This window comes from Aestuariivita boseongensis (assembly GCF_001262635.1).
GTDB classification, from domain to species: Bacteria; Pseudomonadota; Alphaproteobacteria; order Rhodobacterales; family Rhodobacteraceae; genus Aestuariivita; species Aestuariivita boseongensis.
In genome coordinates this window covers 19612-36486 of record NZ_JXYH01000039.1, presented here as the reverse complement: position 1 = coordinate 36486, position 16875 = coordinate 19612, and the positions used below count along the sequence as shown (strand labels likewise).

Here is a 16875-nt window from a genome sequence, read left to right as displayed (position 1 = left end):
GGCCGCCGCTATAGCGGGGCGCGCGTGAGCCGGTCGAGCGCGCGCAAGAGCCGGTCAGAGCCAAGCTTTGGGGAGGCGATGACCAAGATGGTGGTCAAAGAGCTGTCTGGCACCACGGGCCGCCGCATCGTGCGGGGCATTCTTGGCGGGCTGTTCAAGGGGCGTTGAGCCGGTTTTGGGTATTTGGAACCCCAAAGAGGCAAGGGCGCATTCCTGCTTCTTTGGGGTCAAAAAAACTCATCGCAGCATCAGGCGCAGGCGCGACATTCATCTGTCTTTTCGTGGGTCGTTCGGTGTCAGTCGCAACCAGATTTCGGCAAGGATGAGGTAGGGCAGATAAAAAGCCCAGTTCTGGATCAGATCGAACAGGCCTGAGAATTCGGGCGTGCTCCATGGCACGCAAGCGGCGGCATCGTCCGGGCACTGGATTGCGTAGAACACCCCGTAATGCACCCGGTAAAGCCATGAGGCGAGGCAGAGAACGATCAAGCGCACCGCCCAGCGGCGATGGCGTGTGTACCCACCCGCCATGGCAAGGCGCGGGGCCTGCACTGCTGCCACCAGCATCAGCACACCGTAAAGCGTGAAGCCCGCCGACATCTGCGGCCCGCCAATTGTCCCTTCCAGCGCGATATATGTCAGTCCTCCCACGGCCGTCAGCGCGGCCACGCCAGCCACGAGGCGGCCGGATAGACGATGCACCAATGGCCAGCGACGCCGCACCGGACCGGCCCATTGCAGAAGGGCCAACAGAGAGATGATGCCGCCAAAGATCATGTGAAGATAAAGGCCCAGCGGGCCTAGGCCACCATTGCCCGCGAAGCGGCCTTGTGCCTCTGCATCACCCGACACGGCGCCCAGCCCCCGCGTCACCGCATGGGCTGCAAACCACCAGACTGCAAAAGCAAGAAAGGCCAGCCCGAAAAGGGCCAGCCCATCGCGCAAAGCCGTTCGGCCCACGTCATTTCTCCGGGATCAGGCCCCGCGGGCTGAAGCGCAGCACCAGAAGCAGGATCAGACCCATGGTCAGCAGGCGCATATGCGCGGCGCTGTCCAGAAGGTGTTCCTTCAGCCAGCTGCCATCGGCCATGCCGGCGGTGATCGTCTCCATCAGGAAGAGGCCAATCGGTTCGACCTGCACCCAAAGGAACCAGATCAGGAAACCGCCCAGAACGGCGCCGAAATTGTTGCCCGACCCGCCCACGATCACCATCACCCAGACAAGGAAGGTAAAGCGCAGCGGCTGGTAGGTGCCGGGTGTCAGTTGCCCGTCAAGCGTGGTCATCATCGCACCGGCCAAACCACAGATGGCCGAGCCCAGGATGAAGACCTGCAAATGCCGCGCGGTGACGTCTTTGCCCATCGCCTCGGCCGCCACCTCGTTGTCACGAATGGCTCGCATCATGCGGCCCCAGGGGCTTTTCAGCGCCATCTGCACCATGACCAGAAGGATCACCAGAACGGCGGTGAACAGAAGCGAATAGCCCAGCTTCACGTAAAGCGAAGACGCCGTGACCGGGTCGATCCCCAGATTGGTCGCACTTTCCACAAAGCCCGGATCGTTCTGCAGGTCCACCTCATACGGCACGGGCCGCGGCAGGCCGATCACGTTTTTCACGCCACGCGCCAGCCAGTCTTCGTTTTTCAGGATGGCTATGATGATCTCGGCAATGCCCAGCGTGGCAATGGCCAGGTAATCCGACCGCAGACCAAGGGCCGTCTTGCCGATCACCCAGGCAGCCCCTGCCGCCAGCAACCCGCCCACGGGCCAGGCCACCAGAATGGGCAGGTTCAGACCGCCGATATTGCCCGCCTGCGCGGGGTTGATCGCCTCGACCGCGGCAACAGAGGGATCAAAGATCGACCGATAGAGGAAAAACCCGCCGATCAGCAGCGCGAGGATCACCACGGTGCGCAACCGCCCAGCCGGCATCTTGGAATAGACCAGCACGGTTGCCGTGATCGTCGCCGCCCCCATCACCAGCGCGGTGAGAATGCCGACGCCACCGGCCTGCCAGGCCTCGCCCACCGGCGCGGTCGAGACCAGAACAGCCGCCAGACCGCCCAAGGCCACAAAGCCCATCACACCCACGTTAAACAGGCCCGCAAAGCCCCATTGCAGGTTCACCCCCAGCGCCATGATGGCCGAGATCAGGCCCATATTCACGATCAGCAGCGCCGAGTTCCAGCTTTGCGAAAATCCTGTGATCAGGATCAGCACGCCGACAATTGCAAAAAGCCCGGTGTTCTTGAGTGTCTCGTTCATACCGCTTTCCCCTTGAAGAGGCCCGTGGGTTTAAAGAGCAGCACAATCAGCAGGATCACAAAGCTGACCGCGAATTTGTAGTCGGTCGACAGAAGCTGCACCAGCCCCTCCGGCTCCCATGCGGGGATGAGGTAACCGGCGACCTTCTTCCAGGCATAGGTGATCATCACCTCGGAAAAGGCGATGACGAATCCGCCTGCGATGGCACCCACCGGGTTGCCCAGACCGCCCACGATGGCAGCCGCAAAGATCGGCAGCAGCAGCTGGAAATAGGTGAAGGGTTTGAAGCTCTTGTCGAGGCCGTAAAGCACGCCCGCAATCGTCGCCAGCCCCGCCACCAGCATCCAGGTATACATCACCACCCGTTCGGGGTTGATGCCCGACAAAAGCGCCAGATCCTCGTTATCGGAATAGGCGCGCATGGATTTGCCGGTGCGCGTCTTGTTCAGGAACCAGAAAAGCGCCGCCACCACGACCACCGCGGTGACAATCGTGATCCCTTGCGAGGTGCGGAAGGCCAGCCCCTCGCTCAGCCCCGTCATCTCGCGGAAGGTGCGGGCCGAGATGATGAACCGTTCCCCATCGGCAAAGCGCTGGTCATCCGGCCCGATCACGAAGCGCACCAGACCGTTCATGATGAACATCACACCCATGGACACGATCACAAGGATCACAGGCTTGGCCTTTTGCACCCGGTAGAATTTGTAAACCACGCGATCGGTAAACAGGAGCAGCGCCATACAGCCCAGAATCCCGAAGGGCAGGGCCAGAAGCGCCGTAGGCAATGGCCCCAGACTGATCCCCACCGACTGCATCCACCAGGTGATCAGGATCGTCACCATCGCGCCAAAGGCCATGGTGTCGCCATGGGCGAAGTTCGAAAATCGCAGGATCCCATAGATCAGCGTGACCCCAAGCGCGCCAAGCGCCAACTGGCTGCCATAGGCGATGGCCGGGATCAGAACGAAGTTGGAAAGCGCCACAAAGGCATTGAGAAAATCCATTACTGACCCACCGTGCAAGTACCAATAAATTGGCTATTGCTAATATTTTCACCGATGATTGTGTGCCGACTGTGAACCGAAGAACCATCGTCTGCGATAGTTGTCGTTTGTACTGCACCGGATGCCAAGGCTTCCAAAAAAGTCACAGAATTTGCTCCTTCATAAGCTTGTACAGTAGCCAAGCCATTGTTTCCGATCAGCACTGCTCGCTTGGTCGTTGAGTCGATTACAAATTCAAGAGTAAAGTCAGCTGATCCACAGTCTCCAAACTTGCTACAGGCGAAATGGTACAAGCATTGAAAACGTATTGAACCGGCCGCAGCTGTATCCGCTTGCATGGTCATCAATAGAGCAAGAACTGCCAAGCTTTGGTTCATCGGTCACCCCCCCAAGAAACTCTTGCGGACTTCCGGATCGGCCAGAAGTTCCTTGCCCGTGCCGGTATAGGCATTGCGCCCCTGCACCAGCACGTACCCCTTGTCGGCGATCTCCAAAGCCTGACGGGCGTTCTGTTCCACCATCAGGATCGGAATACCGGTGCGCGCCACCTCGATGATGCGGTCAAAGAGCTCATCCATCACGATGGGCGACACGCCCGCGGTGGGCTCGTCCAGCATCAACACCTTTGGCTGGGTCATCAGCGCGCGGCCCACGGCCACCTGTTGACGTTGGCCGCCCGACAGCTCTCCAGCCGCCTGATGGCGCTTTTCCTTCAGGATCGGGAACAGGTCATAAACCTGCGCCATGGTCCCTGAGATGTCGTCCTTGCGGATGAAGGCCCCCATCTCAAGGTTCTCTTCCACCGTCATCGACGTGAAGATGTTCGAGGTTTGCGGCACAAAGCCCATCCCCTTGACCACCCGCGCCTGGGGCGAAAGGTCGGTGATATCCTCCCCATCCAGCCGGACCGAGCCCTGGCGCACATCCAGCATCCCGAAGATCGCCTTCATCGCGGTGGATTTGCCCGCGCCATTGGGGCCCACGATCACGGCAATCTCGCCGGGATTCACCGCCACGGTGCAGTCATGCAGGATATCCGGCCCCTTGCCATAGCCGCCGGTCATCGTATCGCCGATCAGAAAGGCCTCGGATGTGTTCATGCCCTTTTTCGTTCCGGGTGAGGGCGTCATCGTCCCTGCGCCCTTGGGATTGGTGATCGTGCGATCCTTGTTGCCCCGATCGTTGTGATACGGGTTGTCGTCTTGCGGGGTGTCGCTCATCTCCGCTCCCCTGCTTCTTTCTGGTTGGAAATACCCCGGGGGTGTGGGGGCAGCGCCCCCACCTCGGTCGGACGGGTGCCGCCTGTACGAAACATCCTCATGCGCCCACCTTGTCCTTGTTCTTAAGGCCGGTGCCCAGATAGGCCTCGATCACCTGTTCATTGGCCTTGATCTCGTCCAGCGTGCCTTCGGCCAGCACTTTGCCTTCGGCCATACAGATGACCGGGTCGCAGATCTTGCCGATGAAATCCATGTCATGTTCGATCACGACGAACGTATAACCGCGCTCGCGGTTCAGCTGCAGGATCGCGTCGCCAATGGTGTTCAGAAGCGTGCGGTTCACCCCCGCGCCGACCTCGTCCAGAAACACGATCTTTGCATCTACCATCATGGTCCGGCCCAGCTCCAGCAGCTTCTTCTGCCCGCCCGAGACCTGACCCGCCTTGTGATCGGCCAGATGTTCGATGGTCAGAAACTCCAGCACCTCATCGGCCTTGGCGCGCAGCGCGCGTTCCTCATCGGCGATGCGCTTGCGCCCGAACCATGTGTTCCACAGTGTCTCGCCCGATTGCGCGCCCGGCACCATCATCAGGTTTTCCCGGCAGGTCATGGATGAAAACTCATGCGCGATCTGGAAGGTGCGCAGAAGGCCCTTGTGAAACAGCTCATGCGGCGTAAGGCCGGTGATATCCTCGCCCAGCATCGTGACACGGCCCGAGGTCGGTTTCAGAACCCCCGCGATCACGTTGAACAGCGTGGTTTTTCCCGCGCCATTGGGGCCGATCAGCCCGGTGATTGATTTCTCGGCAATCGACAGTGTGGCGCCATCCACGGCGTGAAAGCCGCCAAAATGCTTGTGGACGTCTTCAACGACGATCATCGCGTACCCCCAAAATCCACGATATCCCTATCTATGATAGAGAAACGGCCCGAACAGCAAGGTTCGGGCCGTCTTGTCTGACATATATCAGATTAACGGTACTTCGCCGTGGTGATTTCGCCACCTTCGATGACGATCTGGCGATAGTTGCCTGCGGATTCACCTGGGCCGATCAGTTCGACGGCAGTTGCGCCGACATAGTCAATGTCACCGCCGTCCTTCAGGATCTGCAGCGCCTTGGCCAGTTCACCGGGGAAGATCTGCTCGCCCGGCGCGTTGGCAACATCCATGACGTGCTCTTTGTAATCGCCCGGCTCCATCGAACCTGCGGCCTGCATGGCCAGCATGATCAGCGCCGCCGCGTCATAGCTTTCCGGCGTGAAGGGCGAGGTTGCGTCAAACGCGTCGCCCACCATCTCGGCGAACTTGGCCGCGCCGGGGCTGTCGGTGCCAGGGTGCTGACCGGTGGAGCCTTCGATTTCGTCGCCGAAATTGTCCTGCAGCGCCTGGCCGATCATGCCATCGGGGAAGTGGAAGGTTTCGAACGCACCGGCATCCAGCGCCGCGCGGACAATGCCCGAACCGCCCTGATCGACGTAACCGGCAACCACCAGACGCTCACCGCCAGCCGCAGCCAGCGCGCCGACTTCAGCCGAATAGTCGGCCTTACCGTCTTCGTGGGCGGCGTTGATGGTCACGGTGCCACCAGCGGCCTCGAACGCGGCCTGGAAGCTGTCGGCCAGACCCTTGCCGTAGTCGTTGTTGGTATAGGTGACGGCGACTTCCTTGATGCCTTCTTCCATCAGCACTTCGGTCATCACGACGCCCTGACGCGCATCCGACGGGGCGGTGCGGAAGAACAGGCCGTTGTCTTCGTTATTGGCGTGGCTCAGGCCCGGGCTTGTGGCCGAGGGCGAGATCATCACGATGCCGTTGGGCACAGCGACGTTCTGCAGGATCGCGCCGGTCACACCCGAGCAATCCGCGCCCATGATGCCCTTGACGCCATCCGAGGTGATCAGACGTTCGGCCGCGGCAGTGGCCGCACCGGCATCCACGCAGGTGGAATCCGCGCGCACCGGCGTCACGGTGGCCGCATCCAGCAGCAGACCGCTTTCGGTAACTTCTTTCATGGCCAGTTCGGCGCCATCGGCCATCGAAGGCGTCAGCGATTCAATCGGGCCGGTAAAGCCAAGGATGATGCCGATTTTGACTTCCTTGGCATGGCCACCCGCAAATGCGGTGCTGGCCATCAATGCAGTGGCCGCAGTGGCCGTCAGCAGCTTTTTCATAAGGTACTCCCTAGTTGGAACGTATTCGTTCGCCGGACAACCTATCAAAATCGTCAGGAAAGAAAAGAGTTCACGCTAGGTAAACTCCTGCCGGCAACTCGGCTTTACGGTCGAAAAATCCGGCGGATAGCTTATCTGAAAGCAAGTGTTGTGATGGAGGGTCTGATGCGTGTGCTTGTGATGCTTTCGGTGGTAATCTGGCTGGTTCCGTTGGGTCTGGCGGCGCAGGTGCTGGCAACCGGCTCCGGCGATCTGAGGATCGAGCGGATGGTGGGCGGGCTGGACACGCCCTGGGCGATCGGCATTCTGCCGGACGAAAGCTTTCTGGTCACCGAACGCGAGGGGCGGCTGCTTTATGTGGCGCAAGGGCAGGTGAGCGAGGTCTCGGGCACACCGCGTGTGGCGGCGCGCGGGCAGGGCGGGCTTCTGGATGTCACCATCGCCCGCGATTTTGCCCGGACGCGCGAGATCTTTCTGACCTATGCCAAGCCGCAGCGCGGTGGCGCCGGGACAGCGCTTGCCATCGCGCGGCTCAGCGAGGATGGCGCGCGGCTGGAAAACCTGCGCGAGCTCTTCGCCGCGGCACCCGGTTTTTCCGGCGGGCGGCATTTCGGTTCCCGCGTGGTTGAGGGGGCCGATGGCACGCTCTTTGTCACCATCGGTGACCGGGGGGAGCGGCCCTCGGCTCAGGACCGCTCGAACCACAACGGCACCATCGTGCGCGTCAATCGCGACGGATCGGTGCCGCGCGACAATCCCTTTGTGGGCCAGTCCGGTATCCGGCCCGAGATCTGGTCATACGGCCACCGCAACCCGCAGGGCGCGGGGCTGGATCTGAATGGCAGGCTCTGGACCGCCGAACATGGCGCGCGCGGCGGGGATGAGGTGAACCTGATCCGCAAGGGGGCCAATTTCGGCTGGCCGGTGATTTCCTACGGCGTGCACTACAGCGGCGGCCAGATCGGCGAGGGCACCGCGAAAGACGGGATGGAGCAACCGCAATTCTATTGGGATCCGTCGATGGCGCCATCGGGTCTGCTGGTCTATTCCGGCAAGCTCTGGCCGCGATGGGCGGGCCATATCTTCGTGGGCAGCCTGAAACTCAACTATATCGCGGTGCTGGACGGGCGGCCGCTGCGCGAGATCCATCAGATCGAGGGGCCCGAGACAGGCCGCGTGCGCGATATTGTCGAAGCCCCGGATGGCGCGATCTGGTTTTTGTCTGTGGGTGACGGGGCGGTGTACCGGATGACACCGGGGTAAAAGCGGTTTCGAAACCGCTTATACCCGGCCCGAACGGAGGGCCGGAAACGACATAGGGTCGTAACTGGGACGGACAGGGCAGGCAAAACCGACTTGAGTCGGCGCAGTAAAGTAAAGCGCCTGCAATGCACGAAAGACGGATCCCCGAATGGCTGCGCCACGCCCCCGCACCCAGCGTGCGGGGCTTTGCCGTGCTGGCGGGGATCGAGGCGATAGCCCGCGGCATCCTGATTTCGGTCTTCCCGCTTCTGATGTACCACGTGCTGCAGGATGCCCGCGTCGTCTCCGAGGTTTACTTTGCAGTGGGCCTCGCCTCGCTCCTGATCGGTCTTCTGGTGCCTTTTGTCATCCGCTTCGTGCCGCGCCACTGGGTCTATGGGGTGGGGGCGTCGATGTTTGTCGCAGGGGCGCTTTTCAGCACCCTGGCCACGCCCGCCGCCGTGATCGCGGGGCTGTCGCTGATCACCTTCGCTGTGGTCACCACATTCGTCTGTTTCAACGCCTATGTGCTGGATTACGTGGCCAAGCTGGAGCTGGGCCGGTTCGAGACATCGCGGCTCTTCTACTCGGCGCTTGGCTGGACGGTGGGGCCGCTTCTGGGGGTTTATCTTTATGGCTGGTGGGCGCCCGCGCCGTTTCTGGTGGCGGCCGCGGCGGCCTTTGCCATGCTGGTGGTCTTTGCGGCGATGCGGCTGGGCAATGGCCGCCTGATCACCAAACGCCGCGCGCCGCCAGCGAACCCGTTCGGGTATTTCCCGCGCTTTTTCGCGCAGCCCCGGCTGATCACCGGCTGGCTATTCGCGGTGATCCGGTCCTGTGGCTGGTGGGTCTATGTGGTGTACCTGCCGATCTATGCGGTTGAATCCGGTCTGGGCGATCAGGTGGGCGGGATCGCCCTTTCGCTGACCAATGGCGCGCTGTTTCTGGCCCCTGTGATGCTGCGCTTTGTGCAGAAAAGCTCGGTCCGCACGGCGGTGCGGGCGGGGTTTTTCATGGCAGGTCTGTTTTTCCTGCTGGCGGGGCTGTTGAATGGCTGGCCCGTGCTGGCGGTGCTGAGCCTGATGGCCGGGTCGCTGTTCCTGATCCTGCTGGATGTCTGCGGCGGGCTGCCGTTTCTGCTGGCGGTCAAGCCCTCGGAACGGACCGAGATGTCAGCGGTCTATTCCAGTTTCCGCGATGTGTCGGGCATTCTGACGCCCGGGGGCGCGTGGGTGGTGCTGGTCTTCTGGCCCGTGGCGGGGGTTTTCGTGGCAGGCAGCGTGCCGCTGTTTCTGGCCTGGGCGCTGGGGCGCAGGCTGCATCCCCGGCTGGGTCAGGCGCGCGTGGCGATCGAACGGAGTGGGCCGGATCCCTTCGCGGGGCCAGAGGGACCACAGGTTCAACCCTGAGCGCAACCAAGCGTTTTCGAAAACGCTTGGGCAAGCCGCTTCGAAGCGGCTTACCCCGCGAGTTCCCGGGCCAGTGCACAGAACCTTTCCAGAGGCACCTGTTCGGCGCGGTCCGTGGGCGCGATGCCGGCTGCGTTCAGACGGTCTTCAATGTCAGGCGCCAGTCCCTTCAGTGCGGCCCGCAGCATCTTGCGGCGCTGGTTGAAGGCGGCGGCCACGACGCGCGACAGAACGCCGGGATCAGCCGGGTATCGCGGCTCGGGCAGGGCCGTCAGATGCACCACCGCGCTGGAGACCTTGGGCGGCGGCGTGAAGGCCCCGGGCGGCAGGGACATGACAATCCGCGCCTCGGCCCGCCATTGGGCCAGCACGGCCAGCCTGCCATAGGCCTTCGATCCGGGCTGGGCTACGATGCGGTCTGCCACTTCGCGCTGGAACATCAGCGTCAGGCTTTGCCAGAAGGGCGGCCAGTCGGGCGGGTTCAGCCAGCGCACCAGAAGTTCGGTGCCCACATTGTAAGGCAGGTTCGCCACCACCCGGATGGGCGGGGTCAGATGGGCCAGCGGATCGACCTCCAGCGCGTCGCCCTCGATCACCTGCAGGCGGCCGGGATAGGCGGCGGCGATCTCCTCCAGCGCGGGGATGCAACGGCTGTCCTTCTCGATGGCCAGCACCTTGCGCGCCCCGGACGCCAGCAAGCCCCGTGTCAGCCCGCCGGGGCCGGGGCCGATCTCCAGCACATCGGCCCGGGTGAGATCGCCCGCCTGCCGCGCGATCTTGGCCGTCAGGTTCAGATCCAGCAGGAAGTTCTGACCCAGCGATTTGCGCGCATTCAGCCCATGGGTCGCGATGACATCGCGCAGGGGCGGCAAGTTGTCGATCCCGCTCATCGCGTCTGCGCCATGTTGTGGGCCAGCCGCAGGGCTTCGATCAGGCTGGTGGGATTGGCGATGCCCTGGCCCGCGATATCAAATGCCGTGCCATGATCGGGGGAGGTGCGGATGAACGGCAGGCCCAGCGTCACATTCACGCCGCGGTCGAAATCCAGCGTCTTGATCGGGATCAGAGCCTGATCGTGATACATGGCGATGGCCACGTCATAGGTGGCGCGCGCGGCTGCATGAAACATCGTGTCGGCGGGCAGGGGGCCCTTGATGCTGCGATCCTCCTGCGGCAGTTCATTGAGAAGACGCGCGATCCACGTGGTTTCCTCATGCCCCAGCTTGCCGCCTTCGCCCGCATGGGGGTTCAGCCCCGCCACGGCGATGCGCGGATGGGGGATGCCGAAGAACTGCTGCAGCGCGCGCGTGGTGATATCGATGGTGGCGCGCAGCACATCCGGGGTCAGGGCATGCGGCACCTCGGCCAGCGGGATGTGGATCGTGGCGGGCACCACGCGCAGTTGCGGGCCCGCCAGCATCATCACAACGTGATCGACGCCGGCAAGGGCCGCCAGAAACTCCGTATGGCCGGGATAGGCAAAGCCCGCCCCGTCGATCAGCACCTGTTTCGAGATCGGCGCCGTGGTCAGGGCCGAGGCCTGACCTGTCTGCACCAGCGCCACGGCATGTTTCAGAACGTCGATCACACCCTGGGCATTTTCCATGTCCGGAACGCCCGGTTGCGCCGGACGGGCAAAGCGATGGGCCAGAACCGGAAAGGCGCGGGGCATCACGTCGACCGCATCCGCGGGGCTGTCGATTTCCTCGAACAGGGTCCCGTCCGGCAGGTGGCGCGGATCGCCCAGCCAGACAAACGGCACCTCACCGCCCAGCGCCTGCCAGGCTTTCACCGCAATTTCCGGGCCGATCCCCGCCGGATCGCCACAGCTGAGCGCGATGGGCGCCGGATTCATCTTTCGATGATCAGGGCGTCGGCGCGCAGCTGATCAAGATAGGAGGTCGCAAAGGCATTCAGCCGCTGCTGCAACAACGCGTTGGCCACCTGTTCGCGGGTGGCTTCCTCGTTCAGTTCGGCGGTACGGCCGCAGAGCATCAGGAAAACCAGCGTTTGCCCGTCCGCACGGGTCAGGGCATAGGACACCTCGTTTTCATCCAGCTTGGCCAGTTCCAGCGCCACATCCTGCGGGATTTCCGAGGGCGCGCGGCTGCCGCGCTCCAGAACCTCTTCGGGCTGGCCCTTGGCCACACCGTAAAGGTCATCGCAGGTGTCGACCCGCGCGGCGATGTCGGCCGCTTCGCGCAGGCCGGCTTCGCTGCGACCGCCGGGGATGTAATAGGCCGCGTATTCAATCGCCGAATAGCTGGGGGCAGAGGTGGGCAGTTCCTCGATATCGCGCAGCTGGAACAGCGCGATGGCATTGGGCAGGTTGATCGGATCGGTCACCTCACCGGGCGACAGCGCCAGGATCTGCGGGCGCAGCTGCGGCGGCAGGTTGGAAATGGGCATCCAGTTCATCCGCCCGCCATTGGGCGCGGTCTGCGTCGCGGAATAGCGCCGCGCCTCTGCCGAAAAGGCCGCCGTCGTGTCCAGTTGCGAGATCCGGTCGGCCAGCGCGCGCACCTCGTCCAGGGTTTCCGGGGTGATGGGGATGATCACTTCGGACAGAAGCACGCGCACGCCGCCCGCGCCGCCATCATCGGCCAGCGCACGGTCGATTTCATCGTCCGTCGGGCGGGCCTGGCTCAGGAACCGGGCGCGGATCAGCTGGCCCCAGCCCACACCGTTTTCCACAAAAGTGCGGAAGGTCTGGGGTTCGACACCGCCTTGCTGCAGGGCGCGGATAAATTCCTCGGAGGACAGCTGCGCGCGCGAGGCGAATTGCGTCATGCCGGCTTCGATCTCTTCCTCGGTCGGTTCGATCCCTGCGGCGCGATAGGCGTTTTCCTGCAGATGTTCGTTGATCAGCACCTCGCGCACGCCGTCTTCGGTGGCGCCTGGGGCGCCCAGAAGCTGCAGGAAGGCCAGCCGCTGCTCCAATTCGTAATAGGTGATGGCGTTTTCATTCACCGTGATGGCGGGTGAAAACAGGCTTTGCGCCCAGGCGCCCGGCATGCCCAGGGTCAGGGTTGCCGCCATTACTGCCGTTGCCGCTTGTCGCGCGGATTTTCGGGTCAGACTGCTCAAGAATTGCATGATCGCACGTAACTTTCTGTTCCATTTGATGCGCTGAAGCCGCGTAGGGCGATGGTAAAGCCGAAATCGGTCGTCGGCTCAACACTTGTTGACGAAGTAAAGCGTCTGTTCAGCGAAAGGTCCACTTCAACGCATTCGTTTTTATAGGTCAGGCTCAAACCTGCCGTGGCGGGTCGGGTGTCGGCCAGATCATATCGCCAACTGGCCGAGGCGGTCCAGTAAGCGTTCACCTTGTAGGCCCCGTCCAGATAGACTTCGGAAATATCCTGCGCGCGCCCTTCGGCGGCATCGGCCTTCAGCCAGAGGTAGCTGCCGCCAAGGGCAAAGTCGTCATCGCTCCACATGCCGCGAAACTCGGCCTTGGACAGATCCAGGCTGTCGTCAAAGATGGTGCGCGCCGTCAGATCCAGCCCCGCGGTGGATTTGATCTGACCGGCCAGCAGGACATCCGAGATATCGCCCGACAGGCCTGATGTGGCCGAAAAGCCCGGCTGGGCCTGATCGCGGATGATCTGGCCCAGCGTCAGGTTCGCCTGCCAGTCCTGGCCATAGCGGGCATAGTTCACGCCATATGCGATCCGCGGGCCGTCTTCGCGCACATCCGGGGCGGGAAAGCGCGACAAGGCCAGCAGGTTGCCCTGATCAAATTCGACAAAGCGGCTTTCCTCATTAGGGATCGCGTCGCCCGTCACATTGCTCCAGCCCACTTGCACGATGGGCTCCAGGAAATGCGAGGCGCCGCCGAACTGCCGGGTCATTGGCAGGCGGAGTGTGACTGCGCCATGGGGGGTAAACCGGCTGAGCGTGTCGGGGAAGGCCGTGTCTTGGCGAATGTCATAAAGATCGGCGGTAAAGCCCATTTGCACATCCGCCCGCAGGCCCGAGGCAAAAACCCAGTCGCGCAGCCAGGTGGCCTCGGCCGTCAGGCGGCTGACATCGCGGCCCACCGCATCCAGGCTCGATCCCCGGCGATGGGCATGGGCGAAGGTGCTCAGCCGCAGCTCACCGCCCATGCGGTCGGGGAAGAACCGGCGCATATAGGTGCCGTCGAACACGACCGTGGGGATCAGGCTTTCGTCCTCACCATCGCGCAGGGACTGGTAATGGATGATCGCCGCGCGGGTGAAGCTGTTGCGCCTTGTGCGGGTCAGGGCCACTTCGCTGTCCAGCCGGTCCTTATCGTCCAGGCCATAGTCGATCAGATAGGCGTTGTCGCTGGCCCATTCGATATCGAAGGTCAGCTCATAGCCGCGGCTGAGCGCAAAGCCGCCCGCGCCAAACAGGTACCCGCGCATCTGGCCGGGGATCAGATCGTCGCGGGTATAGGCGCCTTCAAAGGCGATGCGGCCACGGGTAAAGGCCTGGCGATACCGGAAATCCAGCGTGCGCGTGCGTGATGACAGGTAGGGCGCCAGCGTCAGGTCGGCGTGATCGCCCAGCCGGATGAAATAGGGGATCTTGACCCCGGTGCTGAGCTGCGAGGTGGTGCGCAGCGACGGGATCAGGAACCCGGTGGCCCTGTCCAGCGTCGGGTCCGGCAGGCGCAGGCGCGGCAGATAGAAGATGGGCACATCCAGCACCCGGAATTGCGCGTCATCGAAGTAAAGCTGCTTTTCCTGCTGGTCATGCACCACCCGCCGCGCCCGGATCTGCCAGAGCGGCGCGCGTCCGTCGGCGCAGACATGGCAGGAGGTGACGGCGGTCTTGTAAAGCTGCGAATACCGCCCGTTCGTGCGCTTCAGCTCAAGCGAGGCCAGTTGCAATTGCTGGTTCAGCACCATCCGCGCGCCGCGCATCAGCCCGTTTTGCATGTCGCGGTCCAGCTGCGCCTGATCGGCCAGGATCACCACATCGGGCCCGTCAGTCAGGCGGATCCGGCCTTCGATCTCAAGCGTGGCGGTCTCGCGGTCATAGGTGATGCGCCGGGCGGTGATCTTCTGCTGACCCTGATAGGCTTCGACATTGCCCTCGGCGATCAGGCGGCCATCGGGTGTGACCGACACGCGGTCGGCGATCAGGACGGCGGGTTCGGGCTCGGTGGTCTCATCGGCGGGTTGCGCCTGCACGGCCATTGGGGCCAGCCCCAGAAGGGCTGCAAGAAGCGCAGACCACAGCGCGTGCCGCATCAGCCATCCTCCGTATGCAGAAGAAGGCCTATGGCCAGCAACAGGGCCGCCATCGGCGGTGCCCAGCTGGCCAGAAGGATGGGCAGCTGCCCATTCTCGCCCAGCACCTGTGCGAAGTTCCGAATGAAGTGCAAACCGAAACCCAGTAAAACAGCCACAAGCACCGCAATCCCGGTGCCCCCTGACCTCGTATGGCGCATGGTGAAGGCCGCCGCAACCAATACCATCGCCATCAGGAACAAAGGCCGCGCCAGTTCCGAATGCAGCCAGACCTGATGGCGCTTGGTGGAAAAGCCCGCCTGTTCCAGCTGCGCGATGGTGCCGGTCAGATCCCAGATCGAAATGCCGTGCGGGTTCGACAGGGTTTCGCGGATCCGCTCCTGTGTCAGGGTCGAGGGAAGCTGCAGCGTGGCGTGTTCCGCAGCAGTTGCCTCGGGGTTGAGGCCCGCGCGCAAGGTCCAGACCTTCGCCGCGCGCATCGACCAGGCCCCGTCGATCAGCCGGGCCGATCCGGCCTCGATCCGCCGCACGGGGCCGCCCTCGCGGTCATAGGCCAGGAACGTGACGTTATAGAGGATCCCGCCCTCGGCACTGTAGCGTTCGGCATGGATCACCGTCTGGCCGCGCGAACTGCCCTGGCGCAGCCACAACCCTTCTTCCGAGATCGACAGCGCCGAGGTATCGCCGGTGCGGTACAACTCGCTCAGCCGTTCGGACTGGGCCGACGTGGCCGCGACAATCGGGTTCAGCATTGTCACCGCGATAATGCCGATCACCAGGGCAACGGCAATCGGCGCAAGAAGCGCCCTGAGCCCTGATCGCCCGGCGGCGCGGGTCACCACCAGTTCGCTTGAGCGGGCCAGCGACACGAACAAGGCCACGGTGGCCAGGATCATGATCAGCGGCAGGATCTCGGAAATGGCCGTGGGTGCGTTCAGCAGGACAATCTGCATCATCTGCGCGAAGCTGACATCCAGCCCTTCGAAATCGCGCACCTGTTCGATCAGATCGACCAGCATCAGGATGGTCAGGAAGGCCGCCATCACGCTGAAGAAGCTGAACAGGAACCGCCGCGCGAAATACAGATGCAGGATCATGGCGTCACCTCGGCCCGTCGCCTGACGACAGGATGGGCCGCCAGCCACAGGAACACCGCCGCTATGACCATGCCAAGCAGTGCGGGCAGATAGATCAGCGGCCATTTACGCGCATCGGCAAGTACCGGTTCCGATACGATCCCCCGCAGCATCTCAAGCACGATCAGCACGAACACCGCCATAAGGATCTGCCGCCACACGCCAAACCGCGAAAAGGCGCCGATCTGCAGCGCCGAAAACCCGATCAGCGCCACGGCGACGCAAATCAGGGCGCGCGCAAAGCGCAGATGCAGCTCTTCGGCCAAGTCGCCGGGCCGGAAGCCTTCGCGCGACGCCAGACCGTCTGCGTCGGTCAGCAGTTCCCATGAGCCCAGTTCGCGGATCCCTCGCCCCGGTGTGGCCGCACTGCGCATCAGCGCCGAAATGTCATAGGAGAAATCGCGGAAATTCGTCGTCGACAGGGTTTGCGTCTCGGTGATCAGTCGCTGCGCCAGACCATCGACCATGATCAGCCGGGCATTGTCCTCGTCGCGCACCAGAAAGGCGCGCAGGGCGGTATAGGTCAGCGTCTCGTCCGGGTTGCGGCGGTCGGACAGGAATACGTCGTTGAGCGCACCGTCCTCGTCGATCGACCGGATATAGAAGGTCACGCCGGGCGAGGGGTGCAGGAATGTGCCTTCGTTCAACAGCCGCGCCGAGGCGTTCTGCGACACTTCCAGTTCGCGCAGTTTCAGCTGCGCCGTTGCCGCCGGCAGCAGCAGGTGGCTGAGAATGGTCATCATCACACCGACGGTCAGGCCGAACACCAGCACGGGCCGCGCCATGCGCCAGGGGCTGCAGCCGGTCGATTGCATCACCGTCAGTTCGCTTTCGCTGTTCAGCCGGTTGGTGATGTAAACGCTGGCCGCAAAAACCGCGATGGGCAGAACGATGCGAATAAGGTTCGGCAGGCTCAGCGCGCTGAATTCCAGAAACACCATCGCCGACTGCCCGTCGGCGATCAGCCGGTCGAACAGGGTGACCGCGCGGTTGATCCAGAAAACACCGACAAGAATCAGGGAAAACAGGCCAAAGAGCAGCAGAAGCTGCGACAGAACATATCTGTCGTATCTCGACACGGTGAGCATCCCCCCGGAAGCTTGCCTGTAATTACGCCAAAGACTACTGCAACTGTCGCCCGGTTGGAACCGCTATTCACCCATGCTCTGGTCAAGGCGTGGACAAGGGGCTAGGTCTTTGGCCA

At 62.9% G+C, this 16875-nt stretch carries 15 protein-coding genes; 2 read left to right on the top strand and 13 right to left on the bottom strand.

Features of this window, described 5'->3' with window-relative positions:
* Window positions 1-267 precede the first annotated feature (267 nt).
* From TR61_RS14180 to TR61_RS14155, 7 genes are all read right to left on the bottom strand, one after another.
* Window positions 268-960, bottom strand: a complete 693-nt coding sequence (locus TR61_RS14180; protein WP_050930982.1) for a DUF2306 domain-containing protein — start codon at window positions 958-960, stop codon at window positions 268-270.
* Window position 961: 1 nt separating this feature from the next.
* On the bottom strand, window positions 962-2266 hold the full coding sequence (locus TR61_RS14175) for a branched-chain amino acid ABC transporter permease (RefSeq protein WP_050930980.1): 1305 nt from the start codon (window positions 2264-2266) through the stop codon (window positions 962-964).
* Window positions 2263-3270 (bottom strand): branched-chain amino acid ABC transporter permease, encoded by a 1008-nt coding sequence (locus TR61_RS14170; RefSeq protein ID WP_050930978.1) that lies wholly within the window; start codon window positions 3268-3270, stop codon window positions 2263-2265. The genes TR61_RS14175 and TR61_RS14170 overlap by 4 nt, the downstream gene beginning before the upstream one ends.
* Window positions 3270-3647: a hypothetical protein gene (locus tag TR61_RS19960; RefSeq protein ID WP_157440921.1), complete on the bottom strand. Its 378-nt coding sequence runs from the start codon at window positions 3645-3647 to the stop codon at window positions 3270-3272. The genes TR61_RS14170 and TR61_RS19960 overlap by 1 nt, the downstream gene beginning before the upstream one ends.
* A 3-nt stretch (window positions 3648-3650) precedes the next feature.
* Window positions 3651-4490, bottom strand: a complete 840-nt coding sequence (locus tag TR61_RS14165; protein ID WP_082181975.1) for an ABC transporter ATP-binding protein — start codon at window positions 4488-4490, stop codon at window positions 3651-3653.
* 97 nt (window positions 4491-4587) lie between these two features.
* Entirely contained in the window at window positions 4588-5370 is a 783-nt protein-coding gene (locus TR61_RS14160) for an ABC transporter ATP-binding protein (protein WP_050930975.1), read from the bottom strand.
* 92 nt (window positions 5371-5462) lie between these two features.
* Complete coding sequence (locus TR61_RS14155) at window positions 5463-6662, bottom strand: ABC transporter substrate-binding protein (protein WP_050930973.1); 1200 nt, start codon at window positions 6660-6662, stop codon at window positions 5463-5465.
* A gap of 165 nt (window positions 6663-6827) precedes the next feature.
* Here TR61_RS14155 and TR61_RS14150 point away from each other — a divergent pair, with 165 nt between their 5' ends.
* The gene (locus TR61_RS14150; RefSeq protein ID WP_157440920.1) at window positions 6828-7925 is read left to right on the top strand and encodes a PQQ-dependent sugar dehydrogenase; all 1098 of its coding nucleotides are present in this window, start codon (window positions 6828-6830) and stop codon (window positions 7923-7925) included.
* Between the two features lie 125 nt (window positions 7926-8050).
* Entirely contained in the window at window positions 8051-9313 is a 1263-nt protein-coding gene (locus tag TR61_RS14145; protein ID WP_050930971.1) for an MFS transporter, read from the top strand.
* A 50-nt stretch (window positions 9314-9363) separates the two neighbouring features.
* On the opposite strand, the gene rsmA is transcribed toward TR61_RS14145, so the two are convergent.
* Genes rsmA through lptF form a run of 6 tightly spaced genes read right to left on the bottom strand, consistent with a single transcriptional unit; the run spans window position 9364 to window position 16750 of the window.
* Complete coding sequence (gene rsmA, locus TR61_RS14140) at window positions 9364-10203, bottom strand: 16S rRNA (adenine(1518)-N(6)/adenine(1519)-N(6))-dimethyltransferase RsmA (RefSeq protein ID WP_050930967.1); 840 nt, start codon at window positions 10201-10203, stop codon at window positions 9364-9366.
* The gene (pdxA, locus tag TR61_RS14135) at window positions 10200-11168 is read right to left on the bottom strand and encodes a 4-hydroxythreonine-4-phosphate dehydrogenase PdxA (RefSeq protein ID WP_050930965.1); all 969 of its coding nucleotides are present in this window, start codon (window positions 11166-11168) and stop codon (window positions 10200-10202) included. Before pdxA ends, rsmA begins: the two co-directional genes overlap by 4 nt.
* Window positions 11165-12409: a peptidylprolyl isomerase gene (locus tag TR61_RS14130; protein ID WP_050930963.1), complete on the bottom strand. Its 1245-nt coding sequence runs from the start codon at window positions 12407-12409 to the stop codon at window positions 11165-11167. The genes pdxA and TR61_RS14130 overlap by 4 nt, the downstream gene beginning before the upstream one ends.
* On the bottom strand, window positions 12397-14535 hold the full coding sequence (locus tag TR61_RS14125) for an LPS-assembly protein LptD (RefSeq protein ID WP_050930961.1): 2139 nt from the start codon (window positions 14533-14535) through the stop codon (window positions 12397-12399). The genes TR61_RS14130 and TR61_RS14125 overlap by 13 nt, the downstream gene beginning before the upstream one ends.
* On the bottom strand, window positions 14535-15632 hold the full coding sequence (lptG, locus tag TR61_RS14120) for an LPS export ABC transporter permease LptG (protein WP_050930959.1): 1098 nt from the start codon (window positions 15630-15632) through the stop codon (window positions 14535-14537). The genes TR61_RS14125 and lptG overlap by 1 nt, the downstream gene beginning before the upstream one ends.
* Window positions 15629-16750 (bottom strand): LPS export ABC transporter permease LptF, encoded by a 1122-nt coding sequence (lptF, locus tag TR61_RS14115; RefSeq protein ID WP_050930984.1) that lies wholly within the window; start codon window positions 16748-16750, stop codon window positions 15629-15631. Before lptF ends, lptG begins: the two co-directional genes overlap by 4 nt.
* Between the last annotated feature and the right edge of the window lie 125 nt (window positions 16751-16875).